The sequence below is a fragment of the Streptomyces sp. NPDC093111 genome (assembly GCF_040683955.1).
GTDB lineage: Bacteria > Actinomycetota > Actinomycetes > Streptomycetales > Streptomycetaceae > Streptomyces.
The window spans coordinates 64,207-89,370 of the sequence record NZ_JBFBNW010000012.1 but is presented as its reverse complement, the minus strand read 5'-3'; the positions used below and the strand labels follow the sequence as shown (position 1 = coordinate 89,370).

Annotated in this window: 25 protein-coding genes and 1 riboswitch; of the genes, 9 read left to right on the top strand and 16 right to left on the bottom strand. The window is 73.4% G+C overall.

The features are described 5' to 3' along the window. Positions 1–74: 74 nt before the first annotated feature. Positions 75–1,319 (bottom strand): cytochrome P450, encoded by a 1,245-nt coding sequence (locus tag AB0Q96_RS21925; RefSeq protein WP_365327874.1) that lies wholly within the window; start codon positions 1,317–1,319, stop codon positions 75–77. Positions 1,320–1,566: 247 nt separating this feature from the next. On the opposite strand from AB0Q96_RS21925, the gene AB0Q96_RS21920 reads away from it, so the two are divergent. Next, the gene (locus tag AB0Q96_RS21920) at positions 1,567–2,736 is read left to right on the top strand and encodes a steroid 3-ketoacyl-CoA thiolase (protein WP_365327872.1); all 1,170 of its coding nucleotides are present in this window, start codon (positions 1,567–1,569) and stop codon (positions 2,734–2,736) included. A 92-nt stretch (positions 2,737–2,828) separates the two neighbouring features. Here AB0Q96_RS21920 and AB0Q96_RS21915 read toward each other — a convergent pair whose 3' ends face one another. From AB0Q96_RS21915 to AB0Q96_RS21880, 8 genes are all read right to left on the bottom strand, one after another. Next, a complete protein-coding gene (locus tag AB0Q96_RS21915) occupies positions 2,829–3,230 on the bottom strand; it encodes a transglycosylase SLT domain-containing protein (protein ID WP_365327870.1) in 402 nt (133 codons plus the stop codon). 286 nt (positions 3,231–3,516) lie between these two features. After that, positions 3,517–4,374 (bottom strand): ECF transporter S component, encoded by an 858-nt coding sequence (locus AB0Q96_RS21910; protein ID WP_365327868.1) that lies wholly within the window; start codon positions 4,372–4,374, stop codon positions 3,517–3,519. Further along, positions 4,371–6,335: an ATP-binding cassette domain-containing protein gene (locus AB0Q96_RS21905; RefSeq protein WP_365327866.1), complete on the bottom strand. Its 1,965-nt coding sequence runs from the start codon at positions 6,333–6,335 to the stop codon at positions 4,371–4,373. The genes AB0Q96_RS21910 and AB0Q96_RS21905 overlap by 4 nt, the downstream gene beginning before the upstream one ends. Further along, complete coding sequence (locus tag AB0Q96_RS21900; RefSeq protein ID WP_365327864.1) at positions 6,332–7,441, bottom strand: energy-coupling factor transporter transmembrane component T; 1,110 nt, start codon at positions 7,439–7,441, stop codon at positions 6,332–6,334. The genes AB0Q96_RS21905 and AB0Q96_RS21900 overlap by 4 nt, the downstream gene beginning before the upstream one ends. Next, entirely contained in the window at positions 7,438–8,079 is a 642-nt protein-coding gene (locus AB0Q96_RS21895) for an SCO2322 family protein (RefSeq protein WP_365328314.1), read from the bottom strand. The genes AB0Q96_RS21900 and AB0Q96_RS21895 overlap by 4 nt, the downstream gene beginning before the upstream one ends. Before the next feature lie 41 nt (positions 8,080–8,120). Further along, positions 8,121–9,371 (bottom strand): prenyltransferase/squalene oxidase repeat-containing protein, encoded by a 1,251-nt coding sequence (locus AB0Q96_RS21890; RefSeq protein WP_365327862.1) that lies wholly within the window; start codon positions 9,369–9,371, stop codon positions 8,121–8,123. 94 nt (positions 9,372–9,465) lie between these two features. Continuing rightward, positions 9,466–9,538: riboswitch (cobalamin riboswitch) on the bottom strand. 90 nt (positions 9,539–9,628) lie between these two features. Beyond that, positions 9,629–10,678: an MBL fold metallo-hydrolase gene (locus AB0Q96_RS21885; protein ID WP_365327860.1), complete on the bottom strand. Its 1,050-nt coding sequence runs from the start codon at positions 10,676–10,678 to the stop codon at positions 9,629–9,631. A 106-nt stretch (positions 10,679–10,784) separates the two neighbouring features. Further along, positions 10,785–11,246: a hypothetical protein gene (locus tag AB0Q96_RS21880; protein ID WP_365327857.1), complete on the bottom strand. Its 462-nt coding sequence runs from the start codon at positions 11,244–11,246 to the stop codon at positions 10,785–10,787. A 224-nt stretch (positions 11,247–11,470) separates the two neighbouring features. Here AB0Q96_RS21880 and AB0Q96_RS21875 point away from each other — a divergent pair, with 224 nt between their 5' ends. The 3 genes from AB0Q96_RS21875 (at position 11,471) to AB0Q96_RS21865 (ending at position 13,866) form a co-directional block, all read left to right on the top strand. Then, positions 11,471–12,940 (top strand): aldehyde dehydrogenase, encoded by a 1,470-nt coding sequence (locus AB0Q96_RS21875; RefSeq protein ID WP_365327855.1) that lies wholly within the window; start codon positions 11,471–11,473, stop codon positions 12,938–12,940. Beyond that, entirely contained in the window at positions 12,940–13,173 is a 234-nt protein-coding gene (locus AB0Q96_RS21870) for a ferredoxin (protein WP_365328312.1), read from the top strand. The genes AB0Q96_RS21875 and AB0Q96_RS21870 overlap by 1 nt, the downstream gene beginning before the upstream one ends. Positions 13,174–13,314: 141 nt before the next feature. Further along, positions 13,315–13,866, top strand: a complete 552-nt coding sequence (locus tag AB0Q96_RS21865) for a hypothetical protein (protein ID WP_365327853.1) — start codon at positions 13,315–13,317, stop codon at positions 13,864–13,866. 11 nt (positions 13,867–13,877) lie between these two features. Here AB0Q96_RS21865 and AB0Q96_RS21860 read toward each other — a convergent pair whose 3' ends face one another. Next, a complete protein-coding gene (locus tag AB0Q96_RS21860; protein WP_365327852.1) occupies positions 13,878–14,504 on the bottom strand; it encodes a TetR family transcriptional regulator in 627 nt (208 codons plus the stop codon). A gap of 230 nt (positions 14,505–14,734) precedes the next feature. Between AB0Q96_RS21860 and AB0Q96_RS21855 the strand changes: the two genes are divergently transcribed. From AB0Q96_RS21855 to AB0Q96_RS21840, 4 genes are all read left to right on the top strand, one after another. Then, positions 14,735–16,078 (top strand): glycosyltransferase family 4 protein, encoded by a 1,344-nt coding sequence (locus tag AB0Q96_RS21855; protein WP_365327850.1) that lies wholly within the window; start codon positions 14,735–14,737, stop codon positions 16,076–16,078. Then, positions 16,072–16,806 carry a class I SAM-dependent methyltransferase gene (locus AB0Q96_RS21850; RefSeq protein ID WP_365327848.1) on the top strand — a complete coding sequence of 245 codons (735 nt, stop codon included), beginning with the start codon at positions 16,072–16,074 and terminating at the stop codon, positions 16,804–16,806. The genes AB0Q96_RS21855 and AB0Q96_RS21850 overlap by 7 nt, the downstream gene beginning before the upstream one ends. After that, complete coding sequence (locus AB0Q96_RS21845) at positions 16,803–17,879, top strand: prenyltransferase (RefSeq protein ID WP_365327846.1); 1,077 nt, start codon at positions 16,803–16,805, stop codon at positions 17,877–17,879. Before AB0Q96_RS21850 ends, AB0Q96_RS21845 begins: the two co-directional genes overlap by 4 nt. Before the next feature lie 110 nt (positions 17,880–17,989). After that, entirely contained in the window at positions 17,990–18,802 is an 813-nt protein-coding gene (locus AB0Q96_RS21840) for a DUF2690 domain-containing protein (RefSeq protein WP_365327844.1), read from the top strand. Positions 18,803–18,817: 15 nt separating this feature from the next. Here the strand turns inward: AB0Q96_RS21840 and AB0Q96_RS21835 are convergent, their stop codons facing one another. From AB0Q96_RS21835 to AB0Q96_RS21825, 3 genes are all read right to left on the bottom strand, one after another. Then, a complete protein-coding gene (locus tag AB0Q96_RS21835; RefSeq protein WP_365327842.1) occupies positions 18,818–19,732 on the bottom strand; it encodes a hypothetical protein in 915 nt (304 codons plus the stop codon). A 95-nt stretch (positions 19,733–19,827) separates the two neighbouring features. Continuing rightward, the gene (locus tag AB0Q96_RS21830) at positions 19,828–20,277 is read right to left on the bottom strand and encodes a hypothetical protein (RefSeq protein ID WP_365327840.1); all 450 of its coding nucleotides are present in this window, start codon (positions 20,275–20,277) and stop codon (positions 19,828–19,830) included. Between the two features lie 113 nt (positions 20,278–20,390). Then, the gene (locus AB0Q96_RS21825; protein ID WP_365327839.1) at positions 20,391–21,113 is read right to left on the bottom strand and encodes a helix-turn-helix transcriptional regulator; all 723 of its coding nucleotides are present in this window, start codon (positions 21,111–21,113) and stop codon (positions 20,391–20,393) included. 400 nt (positions 21,114–21,513) lie between these two features. Between AB0Q96_RS21825 and AB0Q96_RS21820 the strand changes: the two genes are divergently transcribed. Beyond that, positions 21,514–22,074 (top strand): hypothetical protein, encoded by a 561-nt coding sequence (locus AB0Q96_RS21820; protein WP_365327837.1) that lies wholly within the window; start codon positions 21,514–21,516, stop codon positions 22,072–22,074. A gap of 116 nt (positions 22,075–22,190) precedes the next feature. On the opposite strand, the gene AB0Q96_RS21815 is transcribed toward AB0Q96_RS21820, so the two are convergent. The 3 genes from AB0Q96_RS21815 to AB0Q96_RS21805 all read right to left on the bottom strand — a co-directional run bounded on the left by AB0Q96_RS21815 (position 22,191) and on the right by AB0Q96_RS21805 (position 25,156). Then, positions 22,191–23,201: an LLM class F420-dependent oxidoreductase gene (locus AB0Q96_RS21815; protein ID WP_365327835.1), complete on the bottom strand. Its 1,011-nt coding sequence runs from the start codon at positions 23,199–23,201 to the stop codon at positions 22,191–22,193. A 121-nt stretch (positions 23,202–23,322) separates the two neighbouring features. Further along, positions 23,323–24,180 (bottom strand): DUF5336 domain-containing protein, encoded by an 858-nt coding sequence (locus AB0Q96_RS21810; RefSeq protein ID WP_365327833.1) that lies wholly within the window; start codon positions 24,178–24,180, stop codon positions 23,323–23,325. A 115-nt stretch (positions 24,181–24,295) separates the two neighbouring features. Next, complete coding sequence (locus AB0Q96_RS21805) at positions 24,296–25,156, bottom strand: N-acetylmuramoyl-L-alanine amidase (protein WP_365328310.1); 861 nt, start codon at positions 25,154–25,156, stop codon at positions 24,296–24,298. Positions 25,157–25,164 lie beyond the last annotated feature (8 nt).

Here is a 25,164-nt window from a genome sequence, read left to right as displayed (position 1 = left end):
GGTGAACCGGTGATGGTGTGTCCCCCGCATGCCCGTTCGGACGTGCGGGTGGACCACCCGGTTCCGGCGGGCGCTCAGGCCACCCGGACCTGGAGCTCCTTGATGCCGTTCAGCCAGGCCGCCCGCAGTCGGCGGGGGTCGCCGGCGAGGGTCAGGTCGGGCAGTTCGTCGGCGAGTGCCTCGAAGATCAGCTCGATCTCCTTGATGGCGAGGGACTTGCCGAGGCAGAAGTGCGGTCCGCCGCCGCCGAAGCCGAGGTGCGGGTTGGGGTCGCGGCCGATGTCGAAGGTCTCGGGGTTCTCGAAGACCTCGGGGTCGTTGTTGGCGGAGGAGTAGAAGAGGCCGACCCGGTCGCCCTTGCGGATCTGCTGCCCGCCGAGCTCGGTGTCCTGGGTGGCGGTCCGCTGGAAGGAGACGACGGGGGTCGCCCAGCGGACGATCTCCTCGGCGGCGGTCGCGGGCCGCTCGCGCTTGTAGCGCTCCCACTGCTCGGGGTGGGTGAGGAAGGCGTGCATGCCGTGGCTGATGGCGTTGCGGGTGGTCTCGTTGCCGGCGACGGCGAGGAGCAGCACGAAGAAGCCGAACTCGTCGGAGGAGAGGTTGCCCTGTCCCTCGGCCGCGACGAGCTGGCTGACGATGTCCTGGGCGGGGCACTCCTTGCGGCTGGCGGCGAGGTTCATCGAGTAGCCGATGAGCTCCATCGCGGCCTCGGCGCCGATCTCCTCGGTGATGGCGTACTCGGGGTCGTCGTACGCGACCATCTTGTTCGACCAGTCGAAGATCCGGGCCCGGTCCTCCTGGGGTACGCCGATGAGTTCGGCGATGGCCTGGAGCGGCAGCTCGACGGCGACCTTGGTGACGAAGTCGAAGGTGCCGCCCTCGCCGGCCGCGGCCTTCGCCTCCTCGACGATGGAGCGGGCCCGGTCGCGCAGGGCGGTCTCCAGGCTCCGGACGGCGCGCGGGGTGAAGCCGCGCTGGACGATCTGGCGGACCCGGCTGTGCTCGGGCGGGTCCATGTTGAGCATGATCAGCTTCTGGACCTCGATCTGGTCCCGCGAGATGTGCTCGTTGAAGCGGATGACGGCGGTGTTCTCGTTGGAGGAGAACAGCTCGGGGTGGGTGGAGACGTACCTGACGTCGGCGTGCCGGGTCACCGCCCAGTAGCCGTCGTCGGCGAAGCCGGTGAGGCCGGGGGTCTGGGCGCACCACCAGACGGGCGCGGTCTGCCGCAGCTGGGCGAACTCCGGATGGGGTATCCGGTCCTGGAGCAGATCGGGGTCGGTGGCGTCGAACCCTTCGGAGAGGTGAGGGCACGGCATCGGCAACACGTCCTTGTCTGATCCTGTCAGTCCATTGTCTGACGGCCCATCAGAAGTTGCCGGGAAAGGTAGTAACGAGTTCTACAAGAGGCAAGGCATGGCGCGGGAACTGTTGCGTTCCGGACCCTTGCGTACCCGCGGTAGCAGTCATAAGACTGCACTCAGAACTAGAACGCGTACCAGTTCCGGATGTGAGCCCGCACCGGGGTGCCGGGACACCCCGGGCGGGCGAGGAGAGGACGAGCTCATGGCCGCGGAACCCGTCATCGTCGAAGCCGTACGCACCCCCATCGGCAAGCGCGGAGGCGCGCTCGCCAACCTGCACCCCGCCTACCTCCTCGGCGAGACCTACCGTGAGCTCCTCGGACGCACCGGCATCCACGCCGACTGCGTCGAGCAGATCGTCGGCGGCACGGTCACCCACGCCGGCGAGCAGTCCATGAACCCCGCCCGCACCGCCTGGCTCACCATGGGCCTCCCGTACGAGACCGCCGCCACCACCGTCGACTGCCAGTGCGGCTCCTCGCAGCAGGCCAGCCACATGGTCGCCAACATGGTCGCGGCCGGCGCCATCGACATCGGCATCAGCTGCGGCGTCGAGGCGATGTCCCGCGTCCCGCTCGGCTCCGGCTCCAAGCACGGCCCCGGCAAGCCCTGGCCGGACGAGTGGAACGTCGACCTGCCCAACCAGTTCGAGGCGGCCGAGCGCATCGCCCGCCGCCGCGGCCTCACCCGCGAGCGGGTCGACTCCCTCGGCCTGCTCTCCCAGGAGCGGGCCGCCGTCGCCTGGTCCGAGGAGCGGTTCAAGCGCGAGACCTTCGCCGTCCAGGTCCCGACCACCGAGGAGGAGCAGGCCGCCGGCCACGGCATGTGGCGGCTCGTCGACCGCGACGAGGGCCTGCGCGACACCAGCATGGAGGGCCTCGGCCGGCTCAAGCCCGTCATGCCGACCGCCGTCCACACCGCCGGCAACTCCTCGCAGATCTCCGACGGCGCCTCCGCGATCATGTGGGCCTCCAAGCGCATGGCCCGCGCCCTCAAACTGCGCCCGCGCGCCCGGATCGTCGCCCAGGCCCTGGTCGGCGCCGACCCGCACTACCACCTCGACGGCCCCGTCGACGCGACCCGCGCGGTGCTCGGCAAGGCCGGGATGTCCCTCAAGGACATCGACCTCGTCGAGATCAACGAGGCCTTCGCCTCGGTCGTGCTCAGCTGGGCGCAGGTCTTCGACCAGGACCTGGGGAAGGTCAACGTCAACGGCGGCGCCATCGCGCTGGGCCACCCCGTCGGCGCCACCGGCGCCCGGCTCATCGCCACCGCCCTGCACGAGCTGGAACGCACCGACAAGGAGTTCGCCCTGATCACCATGTGCGCGGGCGGCGCGCTCGCCACCGGGACGATCATCCAGCGCCTGTGACCGGCTGACCGCACCCCGGAAACGCCGCAGGCCCCGCCCCTCCGTGCGGAGGGCGGGGCCTTGCGGGTCTGCGCGGTGCGGCGTGGTGACTCTTAGTACCAGCCGTGCGACTGCCAGAAGTTCCAGGCGCCGTTCGGGGAACCGTAGCGCTCGTTCATGTAGTCCAGACCCCACTTGATCTGCGTGGCGGGGTTGGTCTTCCAGTCGGAACCGGCCGAGGACATCTTCGAGCCGGGCAGGGCCTGGACCAGGCCGTAGGCGCCGCTGGAGGAGTTGGTGGCGGTGTGGTTCCAGCCGGACTCGTGCTCGACGATCTTGCTGAAGGACGCGTACTGGGCCGCCGGGACGATCTGCCGGGCAAGCTCCTGGGGGGTGGCGGCGGAAGCCGTACCCGTCGTGCCGAGCACCGCACCGGAGGCGCCGAGCAGCACCGCGGCCGAAACGGCGAAGGTCTTCTTGCGGGAGTTGGCACGAGTGGCGATCGAGCGGAACAAAACGTCATTCCTAACGTCGGGGACTTGGGCCGCGCCAGGGGTTTCGGCATGCCGGAACCAGAGCCCGGGAGACCCGGGGACTGGGGGGAACCGGCCGGCCGTGCCGTTGCGATGAGCACCGGCTGCCTGGCGACGTCCACCAGAGAAGCAAACCCCGGACGGCGGCGCAATCACCCCCAGTACGAGGAAGGTTCGGACCTCGCCCACAGGTCCCGGCGCGAGCTCTGCCCCCTTTCCGCAGGTAGAACCCGCGTATGGGGGCATTTGACCCACCCTGAACCCTCTACTATTTCCCGTCGTACGTGACGTGGGTCCTATGAGGCGCCTCACCCGCCAGGGCCCTCTCCGGGGCCTCGAATGTGACCTGGGCCTCGAAGTTCGCCCGCCGCGTGGCCCGCCGGAGCGCCTTCAGGAGGGTGCCGCCGACGGTCAGCGTCAGCACCACGGTGAGGACGGCCCGCCCGAGGTCCCAGCCGACGGAGGTCGCGACCACGTACGCCAGGAACCGGACCAGGTTCTCGTGCACCGGCGCCCCCGGCTCGAACGAGATGCCGTGCGCCAGGCCGCCGACCGTCACCCAGCCGTACAGATTGGTGACCGTGCCGTACGCGAAGGCCGCCACGAAGCCGTACGCGGAGAGCATCAGCAGCTCGCCCCGCCCCCGCACCCGCCCCGGCAGCAGCCCCGCGCCCATCGAGAACCAGCCCATCGCCAGCATCTGCGTCGGCATCCACGGCCCCACCCCGCCCGTGAGCAGGGCCGACGCGAACATCGTGACCGCGCCCAGCACGAAGCCGAAGCCCGGCCCCAGCACCCGGCCGCTCAGCACCATCAGGAAGAACATCGGCTCCAGACCGGCCGTCCCCGCCCCCAGCGGGCGCAGCGCCGCCCCCACGGCCGCCAGCACGCCCAGCATCGCCACCGCCTTCGCGTCCATCCCGCAGTCCGCGATCGTCGCCACCACGACCGCGATGAGCAGCGGCAGCAGCAGGGCGAAGAACCACGGGGCGTCGGCGGCGTGGTCGGTCAGCGCCGAGCCCCGGGCGGCGAACAGCGGCCAGCCGACCGCGATCAGCCCGACGACGGACACCAGGACCAGGGCGACGACCGAACGGGCGCCCAGCCGGATCGGCCGCGCGCTCACAGCGCCGCCTCCACCTGTTCGACGGTGAGCCACGGCTGGGGCGCGAGGACCTTCGCGACCTGCGGCGAGAACGCGGGCGAGGACACCACGACCTCGGCCGTCGGGCCGTCCGCGACCACCTCGCCGCCCGCCACGATCACCACCCGGTGCGCCAGCTCCGCCGCCAGCTCCACGTCGTGCGTGGCCAGCACGATCGCGTGCCCCTCGGCCGCGAGCCCGCGCAGCCGCGCCACCAGACGCGCCTTCGCCGCGTAGTCCAGACCGCGGGTCGGCTCGTCGAGCAGCAGCAGCGGCGGGCGGGCCGTCAGCACCACGGAGAGCGCGAGCGTCAGCCGCTGCCCCTCCGACAGGTCCCGCGGATGCGTCCCGTCCGCGACGCCCGGCAGCAGCTCCGACACCAGCGCCCGGCAGCTCCCCGGCGCCGCGCCCGCGTCCGTGTCGGCGGCGGCGCACTCGGCGGCCACCGTGTCCGCGAACAGCAGGTCCCGCGGCTCCTGCGGGACGAGCCCCACCTGCCGGATCAGGGCCCGCGGGTCCGTGGCGTGCGGGGTGAGCCCGGCGACCCGGACGCTGCCGGAAGCCGGCGCGATCATCCCGACGAGCGTCCCGAGCAGCGTCGACTTCCCCGCCCCGTTCCGCCCCATCAGCGCCACGGTCTCGCCGGCGGCGACCTGGAGCGTCACCTGCCGCAGGGCCTCGACGCGGCCGCGGCGGACGGCGAGGCGGTCGATGTCGACGAGGGGCAGGCCGGGGGCGACGGGGGCGGGGCGGGCGCGCCGCCGCCGGAAGAGGGAGAGTCCCCCACCCCGCCCCTTCCCGAAACCGGGGGCCTGCCCCCGGGCCCCCGTACGGCCTGCGGCCGTGCCCTCAAGCGCCGGGCGGGCTGGGAAATCCAGCCCCGCCGCAGGCGCCCCCGGGGCTCCGCCCCCGGACCCCCGCGCCTCAAGCGCCGGCGGGGCTGCAATTTCAGCCCGTCCGGCGTTTGAGGACCGGGGTCCGGGGCGGAGCCCCGAAAGCGGGGCCCGGGGCGGAGCCCCGGTTCGGGAAGGGGCGGGGTGGGGAGCAGGGCCCGCCGCAGGCGCCTCGGGCTCGCGGCCCGGCCCTGGGGCTCCGCCCCCGGACCCCCGCGCCTCAAACGCCGGCGGGGCTGGATGTGCCCCCGCCAACCGCTCCCGCAGCGCCCCCGCCGCCCGTCGCGCGTCCCGTACCGACAGCGGCAGCGGGTCCCACCCGGCCAGCCGCCCCAGCGCGACCACCGGCGGGTGGACCGGCGAGACGGCCATGAGGTCGGCGGGGGCGCCGAGGACGCCGTCGGGGAGGAGGAGGACCTGGTCGGCGTACTGGACGACCCGCTCCAGGCGGTGCTCCGCCATGAGGACGGTCGTGCCGAGGTCGTGGACGAGCCGCTGGAGCACGGCGAGGACGTCCTCCGCGGCCGACGGGTCGAGCGCGGAGGTCGGCTCGTCGAGGACGAGGACCTTGGGGTGCGGGGTGAGCACGGAGCCGATCGCGACGCGCTGCTGCTGCCCGCCGGAGAGCGTGGCGATGGGCCGGTCGCGGAGTTCGTTCAGGCCCAGCAGGTCCAGGACCTCCTCGACCCGCCGCCGCATGACGGCGGGGGCGAGGCCCAGGGACTCCATGCCGTAGGCCAGCTCGTCCTCGACGGTGTCGGTGACGAAGTGGGCGAGCGGGTCCTGCCCGACCGTGCCGACCAGGTCGGCGAGCTCGCGGGGCGGATGGGTGCGGGTGTCGCGCCCGTCGACGGTGACCCGGCCGCGCAGGGTCCCGCCGGTGAAGTGGGGGACGAGCCCGGACACCGCGTTCAGGAGGGTCGACTTGCCGACCCCCGAGGGACCGACGAGCAGCACGAGCTCGCCCTCGGGCACGGTCAGGTCGAGCCCGCTCAGGGTGGGCGCGGCGGCGGCGTCGTAGGTCACCGACACGTTCTCGAAGCGGATCATCGGGAGGTCTCCTTCGGAACGGGGGCCACGAAGGCGGGGAGCAGGCCGAGCAGCACGGACACGGCGGGCCACAGCGGCAGCTCGGGCGCCCGGAGGGGGACGACGCCGGGGCGGAGCGCCTCGGGGTCGGCCGACGCCGCCCAGATCATCGCGACGGCGACGGCGATGCCGGAGGCGGCGACCAGCCAGGCCCGGACGCCCCAGCGGTCGGGCCGGTAGCGGGTCCTGGCGGCCCGCCGCCCGCCGAGCCGCAGCCCCGCGACGGCCGCGAGGAGCCCGGCGGCGAGCAGCGGCAGCCCGTACCCGGCGCCCTGCGCGGCGAGCAGCCCGTACGATCCGGCGCACACGCCGAGCAGCCCGCCGAGGGTGAGGACGGCGGTGGTGCGCCGTACGGCGGGCGGTACCCGGGCGGTCCGGCCGTAGCCGCGCGCGTCCATGGAGGCGGCCACGGCCACCGAGCGTTCGAGGGCGCCCTCCAGGACCGGAAGGCCGATCTGGAGCAGGGCCCGCACCCCGCCGGTGGGGCGGCCGCGCAGCCGCCGGGCGGTGCGCAGCCGGACGACGTCGGCGACCATGTTCGGCGCGAAGGTCATCGCGACGACGACGGCGACCCCCACCTCGTACAGCGCGCCCGGCAGCGACTTGAGCAGCCGCGCCGGGTTGGCGAGCGCGTTCGCCGCGCCCACGCAGATGAGCAGGGTCGCCAGTTTCAGCCCGTCGTACAGGGCGAAGACGAGTTGTTCGGCGGTGACCCGGCCGCCGATCCGGACGCCCTGGGCCCAGTCGGGCAGCGGCACCTCGGGCAGCGTGAACAGCAGCCGCTCGCCGGGGATCGGCGAGCCGAGGACCAGCGAGAACACCAGGCGCAGGGCGACGACGAACAGGCCCAGCTTGACGAAGGCGCCGTACGAGCGGGCCCAGGGCGCGTCGGTGCGGCGGGCCGCGACGACGTAGCCCGCGACGCCGACGATCAGGCCGAGGAGCAGCGGGTTGGTGGTGCGGGAGGCGGCCACGGCGAGGCCGAGCGCCCAGAGCCACCAGGCTCCGGGGTGCAGGGCGTTCGAGCGGTTCGCCTCGGGGGCGCGCAGCCGGTTCGGGCGGGTCATCCGCGGCGGCGGCGGGCCTGCCAGACGCCGGCGATGCCGAGGAGCAGCACGGCGGCGCCGCCCGTCACGAGCCCGAAGGAGGGGCCGCCGGAGTCCCCGGGGGCGGCGTCGAGTGTCCCGGACGGCTGTGCGGCGGGCCGGGACGCGGCGGCGTCCGGGGTGGCCGCGACCTGTTCGCCGCAGCCCTTCGCCGGGTAGCCGGCGATGCCGCAGAGCAGGGCGTTGGTGTCGTACCGCAGCGGTTTGGCGACCGCGGCGAGCACCTCGGCGGCGGTGGCGTCCTCGCGGACCTGGGGGCAGCCGACCTTGAGCGCCTTCGCCGGCGGGGTCTCGCCGGGCGGGGCGTCGAGGGGGCCGCCGAAGTCGATGACGACCGCGATCCGCTTGCTGCCGTCGGCCTTCTCCGCCTTCTTCACGTCCCCGCATATCTGCCCGAACGCGGGCGCGGCGGAGGGCTTCGAGGCGTCGGCGGAGTCCTTGCTGACGGCGAAGCGGAAGCCGATGACGTCGCCGTCGGCGGGCCGGGCGGTCGCCGGGCCCTGGGTGGCGTAGGCCCAGCCGCCGTCCTTGCCCCCGGCCTCCCAGAAGGACCAGTAGCGGTAGCCGGCGGCCTGGGCGGGCGCGGCGGCCAGCAGCATCAGGAGGCCGGCCGCGCCACCGGCGAGACCGGTGCGGGCCCTCACTTCTTGCGGCCGCTCAGGAGGAAGCCGACACCGACGCCGACGACCATGCCGATGCCGATGATCCACCACAGGTCGAAGCCGGACTCGTCGTCGTCGGCGGTGGTGGACGCCTGCGAGTTGTCCGGCGCCTTGGGGGCGGGCCCGGTGGCGTTCAGCTGCTCCAGGAGGTCGGCGCTGCCGAAGCTGCGCGGGTCGGTGTCCATGGCGTGCGCGGCGAAGACCAGCTGGGCGTAGGCGGCGGGGCCGCTGGTCGCGGCCCACTGGGGGGAGTTCTTCTCCAGCCAGGCCAGGGCGCCGGCGGCTTCCTTCTTCGCGCCGGCCGCGGCGAGCGCGACGACGGCGTCGGCGGTGTTGCCGTAGTCGGGGAGCTCGGCGGTCTCGGAGGCGCCGGGCATCGGCGGGACGGTGAGGTGGCCGGTCTTGGCGAGCTGGGCGGCGAGGTAGGAGGCGCCGTTGAGCGCGGCCCGGTCGGCGGTCGGCTTCGGCAGGTCCTTGCAGACGGGGGGCTGCTCGGGCTGGGTGCCGCGGGCGGTGATGCTCTTGCCGAGTCCGCCGAGGGTGGCGGCGGCGGTGGCGTCGGCGTTCGCGAACAGCTTGCCGGCCTTGTCGGGCTGGTAGGCGAAGGCGCCGGCGCCTTCCTTGTCCGTGCAGGGCAGGGCGAAGGTGAGGAGGGCGTCGTACGGGTTCCTGCCGTCGGCGGACCTCACGTCGCCGGGGCGCTCGCCGGCGGCGACGAAGGCGCTGATGACGACGGAGGTGGAGTTGGCGTCGCTGGGCCCGCCGGGGACGTAGCTCCAGCCGCCGTCCTTGTTCTGCACGCTCTTGAGCCAGGCGGTGCCCGCCTTGGCGGCCTTCTCGGCCTTCTCGGGGGCGTGGGACTGGCGCCGGACGGCGGCGAGGGCCTGCACGGCGGCGGCGGTGGCGTTGCTGTCGAGCATCGTCTTGGCGTCGCAGGGCTTGGCCGGGTCGGGGCGGTACGAGGCGAAGGCGCCGGAGTCGCACTGCTGGCCGAGCAGCCAGTCGACGGCCTGGTCGGCGGGCTGGATGCCGGAGGTGCGCTGGGCGAGGAAGGCCAGCGACTGGCGCCAGACGCCGTCGTAGGTCGGGTCGCTCGTGCCGTACAGGCCGGCGGGGATCTTCGCGGGCGTCGGCGTCGGCGAGGGTGCGGCGGCGGCCACTCCGGCGGCGGTGGTGCTGAGCACGGCACCGGCCGCGAGTGCGGCGGCGACACGGCGAACGCTGATCATGGGTCCCTCTCCTGCGGGCACCGGACACCAGCACCCGGGGAGCCGGCCTCCGGCGCCGTATTCCTCGACGGTGCCGGCGCTCACGTCCCGTACCGGGCATTCCGACTCGCCACCTGGAGGTGGCTCACGGCTGCGGGTCAGTGCCGGATTCCCACCGGCTTCCCCCTGTACGGGCATGACGACGACCGCCCACTCTACCGGCCGCGCCGGCCCGGCCCGGGGCGCCGTGGGTCACACCGGGAGCGTGGACGGGTGGCTCAGACCGCCTGGTAGGCCACCGGGTCGGTGCCGGGGACGGACTCGGCGCGGCCCAGTTTCACCAGGCGCCGGAGGTGGGCCTCGGCCTCGCTGACGGCGATGTTGCGGGAGCCGTGCGGGATGAGCTCCCAGGGGCGGTTCCACTCCATGCGTTCGGCGAGCTGCCAGGGGGTGAGGGGGGTGGCGAGGAGGGCGTGCAGTCCGGCGAGGCGTTCCTCGTGGTGGTCGAGGAGCTCGCGGACCCGGCGGGCGGCGTCGGGGAAGGCGTACTGGTGGGCGGGGAGGACTTCGGCGACGCCGAGCCGGCCGATGCGTTCGAGGGAGTCGAGGTAGTCGCCGAGGGGGTCGGCGGCGGTGGCCTCGTCGGGGTCCTCGTACAGGCCGATGTGCGGGCTGATCCCGGGCAGCAGGTGGTCGCCGGAGAAGAGCCGGCCGTGGCCGGGCAGCCCGGCCGGGTGGGCCTCCTCCAGGTGGAGGCAGACGTGGCCGGGGGTGTGGCCGGGGGTCCAGACGGCGCGCAGCCTGCGGCCGGCGAGGTCGAGCAGTTCGCCGGGGACGATCTCCCGGTCGGGCAGGGCGGAGGAGAGGCCGGGCAGGGTGCGCAGCCGGCCGGCCGCGCGGGCGGCGAGCAGCGGGGCGGTGTGCTCCTCGGGGGCGCCGACGGCGGCCAGTTTGCGGGCCAGGTAGTCGAGCCAGCTGCCGGGTTCGGCGCTGCTGGTGCGGCGGACGACGGCGATGTCGGCGGCGTGCATGGCGATCCAGGCGCCGGACTCCTCCCGGACCCGGCCGGAGAGGCCGTGGTGGTCGGGGTGGTGGTGGGTGACGACGACCCCGTGGACGTCCTGGATGCCGATGCCCAGCACGCCGAGTCCGGTGGTGAGTTCGTGCCAGGAGGCGGGGTCGTCCCAGCCGGTGTCGACGAGGACGGGCCCGCGGTCGGTGTCGAGGACGTGCACGAGGGTGTGACCGAGGGGGTTGTCGGGGATGGGCACCCGCAGCGACCAGACGCCTCCGCCGTGCTCGGTCACCTGGTCGGTCGGCTGCGTCATGAGCGCCCTCGTCTCTGCGTGCCGGTACGGCTTGTCGCAGCACTATAACGAGAACTGACGCAGCGTCAGAATAGTGGGGGAGGGAGGAATGGCGCGAGGGGGTGGATCAGTCGATCCGCTGGCACACCGGCACGGGCAGCCGCGGCGACCAGGTCTGGGTGGTGCGGTCGAAGGCGCGGGCGTAGCCGTTGTTGCCGGGGGCGCAGGGTGAACTGATCGTGGTCTCCACGTAGATCGCGCCGCCGGGGGTGATGGGGTGCGTCCGTGCGATGACCGTCTGGCGGAACATGATCGTGCCGTTGTTGAGCTTGACGTAGAGGGTGACCGGGCCGTCGACGGTGAAGTTGCCGCCGCCGATCTTCAGGTGCCCGTTGAAGGTGTACTGGAAGAGGAAGGAGTCGGGCGCCTTCGTGACGACGGAGACGCTCTCGGGTGCGGGCTGCGCGGCCGGCGCGGGCGCCGCCGAGGCGGTCGTCGGCACGAGCAGGGCGACCGCGGCGACGGACGAGACCGCGGCGGCCGTCAGGCGCCGGGCCCGGTGCGGATGTGAGCGCGCGAGGGTACGCATGGTGCTCCTCCGGGGCGTGGGGGGAGGGTGACGTCGGCGGCCGGAGCGCGTGCGCGGCCGCGGGTTCTTCCGCTCCGTCTCAAATTCTAGACCGGCGGGCCCCGGCATGCCCGCCGTCCCGAGTCTGGCCAAGCAGAACTAGAACTGGTATCAGTTCTGAAACACAGTCAGATATCGGCGATCAGATATCGGCATCGGCGCGTGGTTCCGGGAGGCAGTCGGTCATGACCGAGCTTGTGGAGCACGGAAAACTGTTCATCGGCGGCGAGTTGACCGACCCGCTCGGCAGCGAGGTCATCGAGGTCGTCTCCCCCCATACCGAGGAGGTCATCGGCCGCGTCCCGCATGCCGCCGAGGCCGATGTGGACCGGGCCGTCGCCGCCGCCCGCCGGGCCTTCGACGCGGGGCCCTGGCCGCGGATGACGCTGGAGGAGCGGATCGAGGTCGTCGGGCGGATCAAGGACGCCATCGCGGTCCGGCACGAGGAGATCGCCCGCTCGATCAGCGCGCAGAACGGCTCCCCGTACTCCTGGTCCGTCCTCGCCCAGGCGCTCGGCGCGATGATGGTGTGGGACTCGGCGATCACCGTGGCCCGCTCCTACGCGTACGAGGAGCGGCGCGCCGGGGTCCTCGGCCCGCTGCTGGTGCGGCGCGAGCCGGTCGGGGTGGTCGCGGCGGTCGTGCCGTGGAACGTGCCGCAGTTCACCGCCGCCGCCAAGCTGGGGCCCGCGCTGCTGGCCGGCTGCACCGTGATCCTCAAGCCCTCGCCGGAGTCGCCCCTCGACTCGTACATCCTCGGCGAGATCGCGGCCGAGGCCGGGCTGCCGGAGGGCGTGCTCTCGATCCTGCCGGCCGACCGCGAGGTCAGCGAGTACCTGGTGGCGCACCCCGGCGTCGACAAGGTGTCCTTCACCGGCTCGGTCGCGGCGGGCAAGCGCGTGATGGAGGTCGCCGCGCGCAACCTCACCCGCGTCACCCTCGAACTCGGCGGCAAGTCCGCCGCCGTGATCCTGCCCGACGCCGACCTCGACGCGGCCGTCGCCGGGATCGTCCCCGCCGCCTGGATGAACAACGGGCAGGCCTGCGTGGCCCAGACCCGCATCCTCGCGCCGCGCGCCCGCTACGAGGAGATCGCCGAGGCGTTCGCCGCGGCGGCCGGCGCGCTCGTGGTCGGCGACCCGCTCGACCCCGCCACCCAGGTCGGCCCGCTCGTCGCCCGCCGCCAGCAGCAGCGCTCCCTCGACTACATCTCCATCGGCCAGGCCGAGGGCGCCAAGGTCCTGACCGGCGGCGGACGTCCGGCCGGCCTGGAGCGCGGCTGGTACGTCGAGCCGACCCTCTTCGGCGGCGTCGACAACTCCATGCGGATCGCCCGCGAGGAGATCTTCGGCCCGGTCATCTGCCTCCTGCCGTACGGGGACGAGGACGAGGCCCTGCGGGTCGCGAACGACTCCGACTACGGCCTCAGCGGCAGCGTGTGGACCGGCGACGTCGAGCACGGCGTCGACTTCGCCCGCCGGGTCCGCACCGGCACCTTCAACGTCAACACCTTCAGCCTCGACATGCTCGGCCCCTTCGGCGGCTACAAGAACTCCGGCGTCGGCCGCGAGTTCGGGCCCGAGGGCCTGGGGGAGTACCTGGAGCACAAGATGATCCACCTGCCGGCGGGCTACGAGGGGCCCGGTGGCGCGTGATGGGCGACCGCTGGCACGTCGAGGTCGACCGCACGGTCTGCATCGGCTCGGGCATGTGCGTCAACCACGCCCCCCAGGGCTTCCGTCTGGACACCGCCCGCCAGTCCCACCCGCGCGAGGGCGAACTCGACGCCAACGAACGGGTCCTGGCGGCGGCGGAAGGCTGCCCGGTTGAGGCCATCTCGATCACCCTGGTGGACGGTGGGGAGCCGGTATTCCCTCCCGAGGACTAGGCGCCGCGCGGCACACCGGCCGGGCCCCGGGCTTCCGGGGGCCGGCCCCCGGTCCGGTCCGCCCCCGCCGTTCCCACGTGCAAAACTACTCCTTTGATCACGGGGGCAACGGGCCCTCGTGCACGGGGAATCGGGAGAGTCGTGCGCAAGGCGAGGTGGGTGGCCGGGTCGGTGGCCGCCGGTGTGGTGCTGCTGGTCGCGGGGTGCAGTGGGCAGGGCGGCGACGCCGGCAAGGGGGCGCCGGGCAAGGGGGGTTCGGGGGCCACGGCGGCTCCGTCTGCCCCGTCGGCCGAGGGAGGTCTGTCGGCCGCCGCGGTGAAGAAGGAGATCGAGGCCGCCGCCACGGCCGCGGGCTTCACCCAGGACGCGACCGGCGACGACGTGCCGCCCGGCCTGGAGAACTGCATGGTCTCCTGGTCGCCCGACACCGAGAAGGCCGTGAACCCCAAGAAGTCCTACACGGACACGCTGGACGCGCTCGGCAAGGGCGGCTGGAAGGAGGGGCAGGGCATCGACCAGGGCGAGTCCAGGATCGTGCCCCTCACCAAGAGCCGGTGGAAGCTGAAGGCCAGCGAGCACACCATGGGCGAGTTCAAGATGGTGATGTTCATCGCCAGCGACACGTCTCCCGCGTGCGAGGAGCTGTTCAAGGCCGACGTCGAGAAGAGCAGGACGCAGGGCAAGAAGGCCTGACCCCCCGGGGGTCAGCCGCGCCCGGGGGCCTCGCCGGCCCCCGGCGCGGTCAGGTCGATCAGCCGGCAGACCGTCTCGATGTCGATCTTCACCTGTGCGATCGAGGCGCGCCCCGAAAGCCAGGTGATCAGCGCCGAGTGCCAGGTGTGCTCGATCACCCGCACCGCCGAGAGCTGCGAGGGCGTCGGGTGCTCGGTCCCCATGGCGTCCAGGATGATCGCCGTGGTCAGCCGGGACACCGTGTCGACCTCGGGGCTCACGCTCCGGTCCGCGAAGGTCAGCGCGCGGACCATCGCGTCCGCGAGCTGCGGTTCGCGCTGGAGCGCCCGGAAGGCCCGCATCAGGGTTTCGGCCACCCTCTGGGCCGGGTCCGCGCCCGCCGGGGGACGCTTGCGGAGCGTGGTGTGCATGTGCTGGAGCTGGTCCTGCATGGTGGCGACCAGCAGATGGATCTTGGAGGGGAAGTAGCGGTAGAGGGTGCCGAGCGCGACGCCGGCCGCCTCCGCCACCTCCCGCATCTGCACGGCCTCGAACCCGCCCCGCCCGGCGAGCTGCGCGCTCGCGGTGAGGATGCGCCGTCGGCGCGCCTCCTGGCGCTCCGTCAGAGGCGGCGACGACGGTCTGTCTTCCACGGTCATGAGGCCCCGTTCCGTGCGGTGAAGGAGCGACAGTATCGCGGGGCTCCGGCCGTGGCGCGAATCACCTGATCCGGCTTCTCACGGCGGAGCTACCAGCCGGTAGATTCTGTGCTCCTTGAAGGATCAAGAAGATCAAGCCAGAAGATCATGAACGATCAAGTCTGTAACTTGTTCTAGATTAGCGCGGGCGGTTACGCTCCCGCGAAATACACGCTCGAAGGGGGTCGCACATGACCGCGGAGGCCATAGAGGCAAGCCCCCGGCAGGGTGTCACGCCGGGCGGTGACGGTCCGTTGCGGATCGCTCTCCTCACGTACAAGGGGAACCCGTTCTGCGGCGGCCAGGGCGTCTACGTCCGGCACCTGTCCCGCGAGCTCGCCCGGCTCGGCCACAGCGTCGAGGTGCTCGGCTCCCAGCCGTACCCCACGCTCGACGAGGGCGTCCCGCTCACCGAGATCGCCAGCCTCGACCTCTACCGCCAGCCCGACCCGTTCCGCACCCCGAAGCGCGACGAGTACCGGGACTGGATCGACGGTCTGGAGGTCGCCACCATGTGGACCGGCGGCTTCCCGGAGCCGCTGACCTTCTCGCTGCGCGCCCGCCGCGCCCTCGCCGCCCGCCGCGGCGACTTCGACGTCATCCACGACAACCAGACCCTCGGGTACGGACTCCTCGGCGGCCCGCGCGCCCTCGGCGCCCCGCTGGTGACCACGATCCACCACCCGATCACCGTCGACCGGCAACTGGAGCTCGACGCCGCCGCCGACTGGAAGCGCCGCGCCTCCGTCCGCCGCTGGTACGCCTTCACCCGCATGCAGAAGCGCGTCGCCCGCCGGCTGCCCTCCGTCCTCACCGTCTCCGGCACCTCCCGCCAGGAGATCGTCGAACACCTCGGCGTCCGCGAGGACCGCATCGGCGTGGTCCACATCGGCGCCGACACCGACCTCTGGTCGCCCGACCCGTCCGTCGCCGAGATCCCCGGCCGGATCGTCACCACCTCCAGCGCCGACGTCCCGCTCAAGGGCCTGGTCCACCTGATCGAGGCGCTCGCCAAGCTGCGCACCGAGCGCCCGGACGCCCACCTCGTCGTCGTCGGCAAGCGCGCCGAGGACGGACCGGTCGCCCAGGCCATCGAGCGGTACGGCCTGGAGGGCGCCGTCGAGTTCGTCAAGGGCGTCACCGACGCCGAGCTCGTCGACCTCTACCGCTCCGCCCGGGTCGCCTGCGTCCCGTCCCTGTACGAGGGCTTCTCGCTGCCCGCCGCCGAGGCCATGGCCACCGGCACCCCCCTGGTCGCCACCACCGGCGGCGCGATCCCCGAGGTCGCGGGAGCCGACGGCGAGACCTGCCTGGCGGTCCCCCCGGGCGACGCGGGCGCGCTCGCCGCGGCCCTCGGCCGGGTCCTCGCCGATCCGGACCTCGGCGCCCGGCTCGGCGCGGCGGGCCGCGAGCGGGTCCTCCAGCGCTTCACCTGGGCGCGGGCCGCCCAGGGCACGGCCGAGCTGTACCGTGCGGCGATCGCCGCGCAGGGCGCGCAGGCCTCCCTCCACCGCGAAAGCAGGAACCCGTGCTGACCGTCGACTTCACCCGCTTCCCGCTCGCCCCCGGCGACCGCGTGCTCGACCTGGGCTGTGGCGGCGGCCGGCACGCCTTCGAGTGCTACCGGCGCGGCGCCCAGGTGGTGGCCCTCGACCAGAACGCCGAGGAGATCCGCGAGGTCGCCAAGTGGTTCGCGGCGATGAAGGAGGCCGGCGAGGCCCCGGCCGGCGCGAGCGCCACCGCGATGGAGGGGGACGCGCTCAACCTGCCGTTCCCCGACGAGTCCTTCGACGTCGTCATCATCTCCGAGGTCATGGAGCACATCCCGGACGACAAGGGCGTCCTCGCCGAGATGGTCCGGGTCCTCAAGCCGGGCGGCCGGATCGCCGTCACCGTCCCCCGCTACGGCCCCGAGAAGGTCTGCTGGGCGCTCTCCGACGCGTACCACGAGGTCGAGGGCGGCCACATCCGCATCTACAAGGCCGACGAGCTGCTCGCCAAGATGCGCCAGGCCGGCCTCAGGCCGTACGGCACCCACCACGCGCACGCCCTGCACGCCCCGTACTGGTGGCTGAAGTGCGCCTTCGGCGTCGACAACGACAAGGCGCTGCCGGTGAAGGCGTACCACAAGCTGCTGGTCTGGGACATCATGAAGAAGCCCGCCGTGACCCGGGTCGCCGAGCAGCTGCTCAACCCGGTCGTCGGCAAGAGCTTCGTGGCCTACGCGACCAAGCCCCACCTTCCCGTGGACGCCGCCAAGTGACCTCTCCCGAGCGGATGGCGCAGCACCTCGTCCTGCCGGGCGTGCTGACCGCCGAGGAGGCCGCCGAGACGGTGGCCCGCATCCTCGAGACGCAGCGCGAGGACGGCGCCATACCCTGGTTCCGCGGGCACCACCTGGACCCGTGGGACCACACCGAGGCCGCCATGGCCCTGGACACCGCCGGCGAGCACGAGGCCGCGGCCCGCGCCTACGCGTGGCTGGCCCGGCACCAGAACGCCGACGGCTCCTGGTACGCGGCCTACCGCGACGGCGACCCCGAGGACGTCACCGACCGCGGCCTGGAGTCCAACTTCGTCGCGTACGTCGCCGTCGGCGTCTGGCACCACTACCTGTCGACCGGCGACGACGTCTTCCTCGACCGCATGTGGCCGGTGGTCCAGGCGGCCGTCGGGTTCGTCCTGGGGCTCCAGCGGCCGGGCGGCGAGATCGGCTGGAAGCGCGAGGCCGACGGCACCCCCGTCGACGAGGCGCTGCTCACCGGCAGCTCCTCGATCCACCAGGCGCTGCGCTGCGCCCTGGCCATCGCCGACGAGCGCGAGGAGCCGCAGCCCGACTGGGAGCTGGCGGCCGGCGCGCTCGGCCACGCGATCCGCAGCCACCCGGAGCGGTTCCTCGACAAGTCCCGCTACTCGATGGACTGGTACTACCCGGTCCTCGGCGGCGCGGTGACCGGGGCGGAGGCCAAGGAGCGGATCGACGAGCGGTGGGACGACTTCGTCGTGCCGGGCCTCGGGGTGCGCTGCGTGCTGCCCAACCCGTGGGTGACCGGCGGCGAGAGCTGTGAACTGGCCCTGACCCTCTGGGCGATGGGGGAGTCGGACCGGGCCCTGGAGATCCTCCAGTCCATCCGGCACCTGCGGGCCGCCGGCGGCGACTACTGGACGGGGTACGTCTTCGAGGGCGACCGCGCGGTCTGGCCGGAGGAGCAGACCACCTGGACCTCCGGTTCGCTGCTGCTCGCGGTGGCGGCGCTCGGCGGCGACGAGGCCACGGTCGCGGTCTTCGGCGGTGAGCGGCTGCCGCGCGGGCTGGAGCCCGACTGCTGCGGCTGACCGCCTCGTTGATCCATGCGCGATGCATGTAAAACCGGTTGTTCGACCGGCTCTAGTATGTCCACGTCCATGACTGGCATGGGCATGCATATCGGGGGGAATCGGTCACAATGGACCGTGCGGGGTCGGTCACGGACCTTGCTGGCGAGCTGCTCGCGCTGAAGAAGGCGTCGGGGTGCAGCTTCGCCCAGCTCAGCGAGAAGACCCACTACGCCAAGTCGTCGTGGGAACGGTGGGTCAACGGCAAGCAGTTCCCGCCGCGCGACGCGGTCGAGAGCCTCGCGAAGCTGTGCGAGGCCGACCCGGCGCCGCTGCTCGCCCTCTGGGACGAGGAGGAGGCCCGGCGCGGGGCGCCGGAGGCCGAACCCGACGGGGCGGACGCCCCGGACGAGGCCGCGCCGCCCAGGAGCCGCCGCACCCTGTGGATCTCGCTCGTCCTCGCCGTCCTCCTGGTGGCGGGCGCGGGCGGGTACGCGGCCTTCACCCTCTCCGGCTCCGACGAGCCGCCGGTCAAGCCCAAGCCCGCGGTGAAGGTCGCGGGCCCGGCCACCGGCTGCACCCTCACCAAGTGCGAGGGCCGGGACCCGAAGAAGATGAACTGCGGCGCCGACGCGGTCACCGTCCGCACCGGCTCCATCCCCAAGGACCTCGTCATCGAGCTCCGCTACAGCCGCGCCTGCAAGGCCGCCTGGGGCCGCATCTCCTTCGCCGAGGTCGGCGCCACCGTCGTCGTCAACAACTCCGACGGCGCCGCCCAGGCCGACGTCGTCCACTTCGACCGGGACGTCTACACCCCGCTGATCGCGGCCCCGGACGACGGCTCCGTCTTCGTCTGCGCCGCCCTGCCGAAGAAGAACGGCAAGGACAGCGTGCCCACCTGCACCGGCCGCTTCATCCCGAGCGCGGAGTCCCACCAGCCCTGACGGGCGCCGGGGGTCTCAGGCCGTGCCCGCGAGCACCTCGCGGGAGGTCTTGTCCTGCCGGGCCAGCAGCGCCGTCCAGTCCTTCACCACGGCCGGGTTGGCGTCCAGCCACCGCTGCTGGACGGCGGCGAGCCGGGTGTACGCGGTGGTCAGGTAGCCGGTCTCGCTCTTGCAGCGCAGATCGGCCTTCAGGATGCCGTCGGACGGGGCCTTGGCCGGCCCCAGCGGGTCGCGCTGCCCCGGGAAACCGGCCCGCTCCATGCACTGCCGCCAGCGTCCGGTGGCGTTCCGGAACGCCGGGTCCTTCTCCACGTCCGCACGCGCCTGCTCCTGCGCCTCGAAGAGCATGATCCGCACCTGGAGCCAGCGCATCCGGCCGTCGCCCAGGACGCGCTTCTCGGCGTCGGCGAGGCAGCCGTCGCCGGGCCTGGACACCTTCATCCCCTTCGTGCCCTGGGCCGTCACCCGCTTGTCCGCGTCGCCGAAGAGCGCCTTCGCGTACGCGGGGGAGGCCTCCGGACTGCCGGGCTTCGGCGGCTTCTCGCCGGGTGGCCGCCGGGCGGGCGGGGCCGCGGAAGGGGCGGTCTCCAGGCCGAAGGGACGGGGCAGCTCGGCCGTGTCCTTGCCGGCGCGGGCCGCCGGGGTGGCGGGCGGGGCGTAGCGGAAGCCCCGCCGGGCCATGCAGTCGATGGCGTACCGCCGCTGCGCCTCGGCACCGCGGTAGTGGACGTCGGTCCAGGCGAAGACGCGGTCGGTGACGGGCGGCAGCCGGTGCAGCCGCTCCAGGGCCTCCGCCGAGGCGAGGGTCCCGTCGGACGGCGCCGGCGCCGCTTCGGAGGCCGAGGTCAGCATCGTTCCCCCGACGACGGCGGCTCCGCCCGCGAGAACGGCGGTGAGGGCGAGCAGGGCGCGGCGGCCCGGCCGGTGCATGGTGGCGGTTGCCTTTCGTCGGTGCGCGGAGGAAAAGGGTGGGGCCCGGTGCACCCCTGTAGCACCGGGCCCCGTTCACGCGCGGGGCGTGTGGATCAGAAGCAGCGGATCGTCGTCGACGGGCGCAGCTCCAGCGAGCTGGCCGCGTTGCGCTGCCCGTCCGAGAGCTGCGAACCGAAGACCTCGCTGCCCGGGTTCACGCAGAAGAGCAGGCCGCCGCCGTAGTTGATGTCGCGGTAGTAGTGGCTCTCGTAGCCGCCGGTGCTGGAGTTGCTCGCCGACCAGAGGGCGTCGTTCACGTTCTGGCCGTAGCCGCCCGTGCCCGGGTTCTTGTCGAACGTGTCGTCCGTGAAGTTCCGGTCGCTGTTGTAGAAGTCGTGCGCCGCGCTGTCGCCCAGGTTGCCCCAGTAGACGCAGTGGTAGCCGGCGCCGCACATGTAGCCGGCCGACGCCTGGGTCGCGGCGGCGACGCCGCCGCCGACGAGAAGTGCGGTGGTCGCGGCGACGGCCGCGGCCTTCCTGCGGAGCCCCGTGGTCATGCGCATGAAAGTCGATCCTTCTGTTCGTCGTCGCGTACGCAACCGCACGCGGGCGTCAGACTCGCACCCGCCGCCCGGCCCCGTATTGGAAAAAACCGCCGCGTCGGATTCGGTGCCGCTCAGCCCGCGATCCAGGCGCTCGACGTCCCCCGGTCCGCGAGGAAGCGGCCCGGCGGCAGGCCGGTCAGCGCCTTGAAGTCGCGGCTGAGGTGGGCCTGGTCGTAGTAGCCGCAGCGGACGGCCGTCTCGGCGGGCCGGTCGCCCGCCGACAGCAGCCCGATCGCCCGGTTCAGGCGCAGGATCCGGGCCAGCCGCTTGGGGCCGAGCCCGATCTGCTCACGGAACCGCGTCTCCAGGTGCCGCTGGCTCCACCCCGTGGCCGCCGCCACCTCACGGATCTGGAGGGCCCCCGCGGACCGCTCCAGGAGCCGCCATGCCTCCAGGACGGCCGGCGCGGGCCCGGTGTCGCCCGCCGCGTCCGCCTCCGCCGACCAGCGCAGCAGCGTCTCGTCGAGCAGCGCGAACCGCTCGGCCCAGCCCGGGGCCTCCGCCAGCGCCTCGGCCAGGCCGCGGGCCCGGGCGCCGACGACGTCCGCCGGGTCGGCCAGCGTGTCGGTCAGCTCCGCGAGCGCGGTGTCGCCGAAGAAGCGGCGCGCCGCCCATGGCGCCAGGGCCAGCTCCACGCCCTGTACGTCCCCGCCGTGCCCGAGCACCCGCGCCCGGGTGTGCAGCCCCGACACGAGGGACGTGTGCCGTCCCGCGTCCCGGACCCGCAGCTCGCCGCCGAAGCCGATGAGCAGCGACACCCGCCCGCTCGGCACGACGAGACGTTCCTGCGGCACCCCCGCCGTCGACCGGAATCCCCGGTACGTACCGATCCCCCTGCCGAGCCGGGCGTCCGGCGCCCGGTAGAACCACTGACACCGACCGCCCCCCGTGCACACACGGCGACTCACCATCGGACTTCCGTACCTCCCCCGCCCGGAACCGTCCCGGGCCGGTGATCCACTCTCCGATCGCCCGGCGGGCCGGGCCAGGGGCGACGGCGTCCCAGGGACACGATGGGACGTCCCAAGGCTCTGACCTGCGGGGATGTCGGGAGGAAGGGATGTCGGCCACCGTGTTTGAGCAGCGGTGGAACCCGTACGGCGTCACCCCGGTGGCGCACCCCGGGGCCCCGGGCGAGGCTGGGGCCTGCCCGGCGGATCAGTCCCGGCGCCACAGCCCCCACGGAGGTTCCACGTGCCCAGCCTCGTCCGCGCGCGGCGCGCCGTCGTCGCGCTCTTCCTCTCCGGCGCGCTGCTCGTCACCACCGCGGCCTGCGGTGGTGACGGCTCGCAGTCCATGACCACCAGCGCCGACTCGACGCCGACGAGCTCGGCGAGCTTCGAGCAGCAGAAGCTGGCCAAGACCCGGTTCGTGGCCAACGCGGGCCTGGCGGCGGGTGCCACGTACCAGTGGATCGTGAAGCCGTACCGGGCGGGCAAGTTCAAGAAGGGCGCGGACGGGCGCACCTTCGCCCTCGTGAAGGCGGGTCTGGCGGGCGCCTTCACCTACAACCGGCTCAAGGCGGCGCTGAACAACGCCAAGGGCGACCCGTTGCTGTCCAAGGCGGTGGCGCCGCTGAGCGCCGGCATCGAGTCGCTGAAGGAGCTCGGGACGAAGCTGCGCAAGGGCGAGGCGACCGACGGGGACATCGGCTCCTTCGACAGCATCATCAACAAGGTGAAGGAGGCGGGGAAGAGCGCGGGCGCCGAGGTCGTCGACAAGGTGCCCAGCACCTCCCAGCTGAGCGGCGGCTGACCGGCTGACCCGGCGGACCGGCTGACCCGGCGGACCGGCTGACCCGGCGGACCGGCTGACCCGGCGGACCGCCTGACCCGGCGGACCGCCTGACCGGCGGACGGCCGCCGGCCGCGCTAGGCGGTGAGCTCCGCGAGGACGCGGAGCGTGGCGGGGTCCGGTGCCGTGACCAGGAGGTCGGTGACCGGGCCCTTGCGCCAGGCGGCGAGCCGTTCGGCGATCCGCTCGCGCGGCCCGACCAGGGAGATCTCGTCGGCGAAGGCGTCCGGCACGGCGAGCACGGCCTCCTGGCGCCGCCCGGCCGCGAACAGCTCCTGGATGTGCCGGGCCTCCGCCTCGTACCCCATGCGTCCCATCAGGTCGGCGTGGAAGTTGCGGGCCGCGTGCCCCATGCCGCCGATGTAGAAGCCGAGCATGGCCTTGACGGGCAGCAGGCCCTCGGCGACGTCGGCGCAGACCTGGGCGCGGACCATCGGGGCGACCATGAAGCCGTCCCGGAGGCGCTCGGGGAGCGGGTAGACCTCGGCCCAGCGGCCGGGCGACCAGTACAGCGGCAGCCAGCCGTCGGCGATCTCGGTGGTCTGGGCGATGTTCTTGGGGCCCTCGGCGCCGAGCAGGACGGGCAGCCCCGGCCGGAGCGGGTGGGTGATCGGCTTCAGCGGCTTGCCGAGCCCGGTGCCGTCGGCGCCCGCGTACGGGTGGGAGTGGTAGCGCCCGTCGAGCCGTACGGGCCCCTCGCGCCGCAGCACCTGCCGGATCACGTCCACGTACTCGCGGGTCGCGGTGAGCGGCGAGCGCGGGAAGGGGCGCCCGTACCAGCCCTCGACGACCTGCGGTCCGGAGAGCCCGAGCCCGAGCATCATCCGGCCGCCGGAGAGGTGGTCCAGGGTGAGCGCGTGCATGGCGGTGGCGGTGGGGGTGCGGGCGGCCATCTGCGCGACGGCGGTGCCGAGCCCGATGCGGCTGGTGTGGGCGGCGATCCAGGTGAGCGCGGTGAAGGCGTCGGAGCCCCAGGCCTCGGCGGTCCACACCGAGTGGTAGCCGAGCCGCTCGGCCTCGCGGGCCAGTTCGAGGTGGGTGGCGGAGGGGCCGCGGCCCCAGTAGCCGAGGGCGAGTCCAAGGCGCATGACGGCCAGCCTTCCTGACGCATCGTCAGATCGTTGGGTCGGCCTGGACTGTACGACAACGGCCCCCCGCCCGGAAGGGCGAGGGGCCGTGGCGGGATTCTCCCGGGCGCGGACCGGCGGACTAGCCGCGCTGGATGCCGGTGGTGTCCTGGAGGACGCCACGGCGCCCGTCCTGCGTCTGCGCGACCAGGGCCTGGCCGCGCTGCTCGACCGCGAGGTACCAGGTGCCGGGCGCCAGCTCGGCGATCGGTGCCTGCGAGCCGTCCTCCGCGTACAGCGGGCGGGCCACCGGCACGGCGAACCAGAACGCGGCGAAGTCGGCGGCGGGCGCCGGAGCGGCGGCCTGCTGCGGCTGGGGCTGCGGGGCCTGCGGCTGCGGGGCCTGGTGCTGCTGCGCCTGCGGCTGGCCGCCGAAGGGCTGGCCGCCGAGCGACGGGTCGGGCTGGCCGCCGTACGGCGGCTGCGGGGCACCCGGGTAGCCGTAGCCGCCGGGGACGCCCTGCTGGGCGCCGGGCTGCATGCCGTACGGCTGCGGGGTCTGCGGCTTCGGGGCGCCGAGCAGCGGGCCGCCGAGGGCCGGGACCAGCGGGGCCGCGACGGCCGCACCGGCCACCACGAGCGCGGCGATCAGGCCGAGGATGAGGCCGGCGCCGGCGTTGTCCGACTCGAAGACCCACATCAGCAGGGTCCAGGCGGAGGCGATGCCGAACGCGGCACCGACCTGGCCGAGCTCCAGACCGGCCACCTTGCGCGGCTGCGGCAGCGCGCGCGAGAGGACCACCAGCGCGGCACCGGCGATGCCGAGGAAGAAGGAGCCCCAGCCGATCGGCGACACCTCCCACGAGTTCGGGAGGTCGACCTTGTCGCAGATCGCGGCGCTCGCGTCGCATCCGGAGATGCTGAGGAACGAGGCGATGAACAGCAGCACCGCTGCACCGATCAGCACGCCGTCGCCTCGGGTGAGGGAGCGGATATTCACGTATGAGTCCTTCGTCGGGTCGTCTCGTCGGGGTGGCGCTGGATCACGGGGGCGGCCCCATCGTACGGAGCATCGTACGGAGGGAATCTATCGTCCGTCCGCCGGGACACCTGTGCTACCCCTTGAGGTAGGCCCCGATGCCGTCCGCGATCCCCTGCGCGGCCTTCTGGCGCCACGCGGCCTCGGTCAGCAGCGCGGCGTCCTTCGGATCACGCATATTGCCGCATTCGATGAACACCTTGGGGACGGTCGACAGATTGAGCCCCCCGAGATCCTTCCGCACATCCAACCCGGTACCGGAACCGATGTAGTTGGCGGGGCGGGTGCCGGTCGCGCGCCCGAACTGCGTGACCAGCCGCTCGCCCAGGACCCGCGAGGGCCCCACGATCTTCGTGGTGTCCGCGCCGCCCTCCTGCACCCGCGCGGGCAGGATCACGTGGAAACCCCGGTTCCCGACGGCCGAGCCGTCCGCGTGCACCGACACGACCGCGTCGGCCCCGGCGGCGTTCCCGATCCGGGCCCGCTCGTCGATGCAGGGCCCGTAGGGGCGGTCGGCGTCGTGGACGAGGACGACCTTCGCGCCCCGCGCCTTGAGGAGATCGCGCAGACGGTGTGAAACATCCAGGGTGAACGTGGCCTCGGTGTAGCCGCCGTTCGTGGAGGTCCCCGTGGTGTCGCACTCCTTGCGGTTCATCCCGATATTGACCTTCTTGTTGATTTCCGTGGAATGACGGAAATTGCCGGGATTGTGGCCGGGGTCGATCACGATCGTCCGCCCGGCGAGCGGCAGCCCGCGCGGCGGGCCGGCCGGGATCGCCCCGGTCGCGGGCCCGGTCGCCGGTCCGGCGGCGGGTGCGGTGGCGGTTTCGGCAGCCCCGGCCGCCTCGGTACGGGGGGAGGACTGCGAGGGCGTCTGCGTCACCGACTCGGCGGCGCCCCCGCACCCGGCGAGGGCGGCGCAGGCGGCGAGGGCCAGGGGAAGGG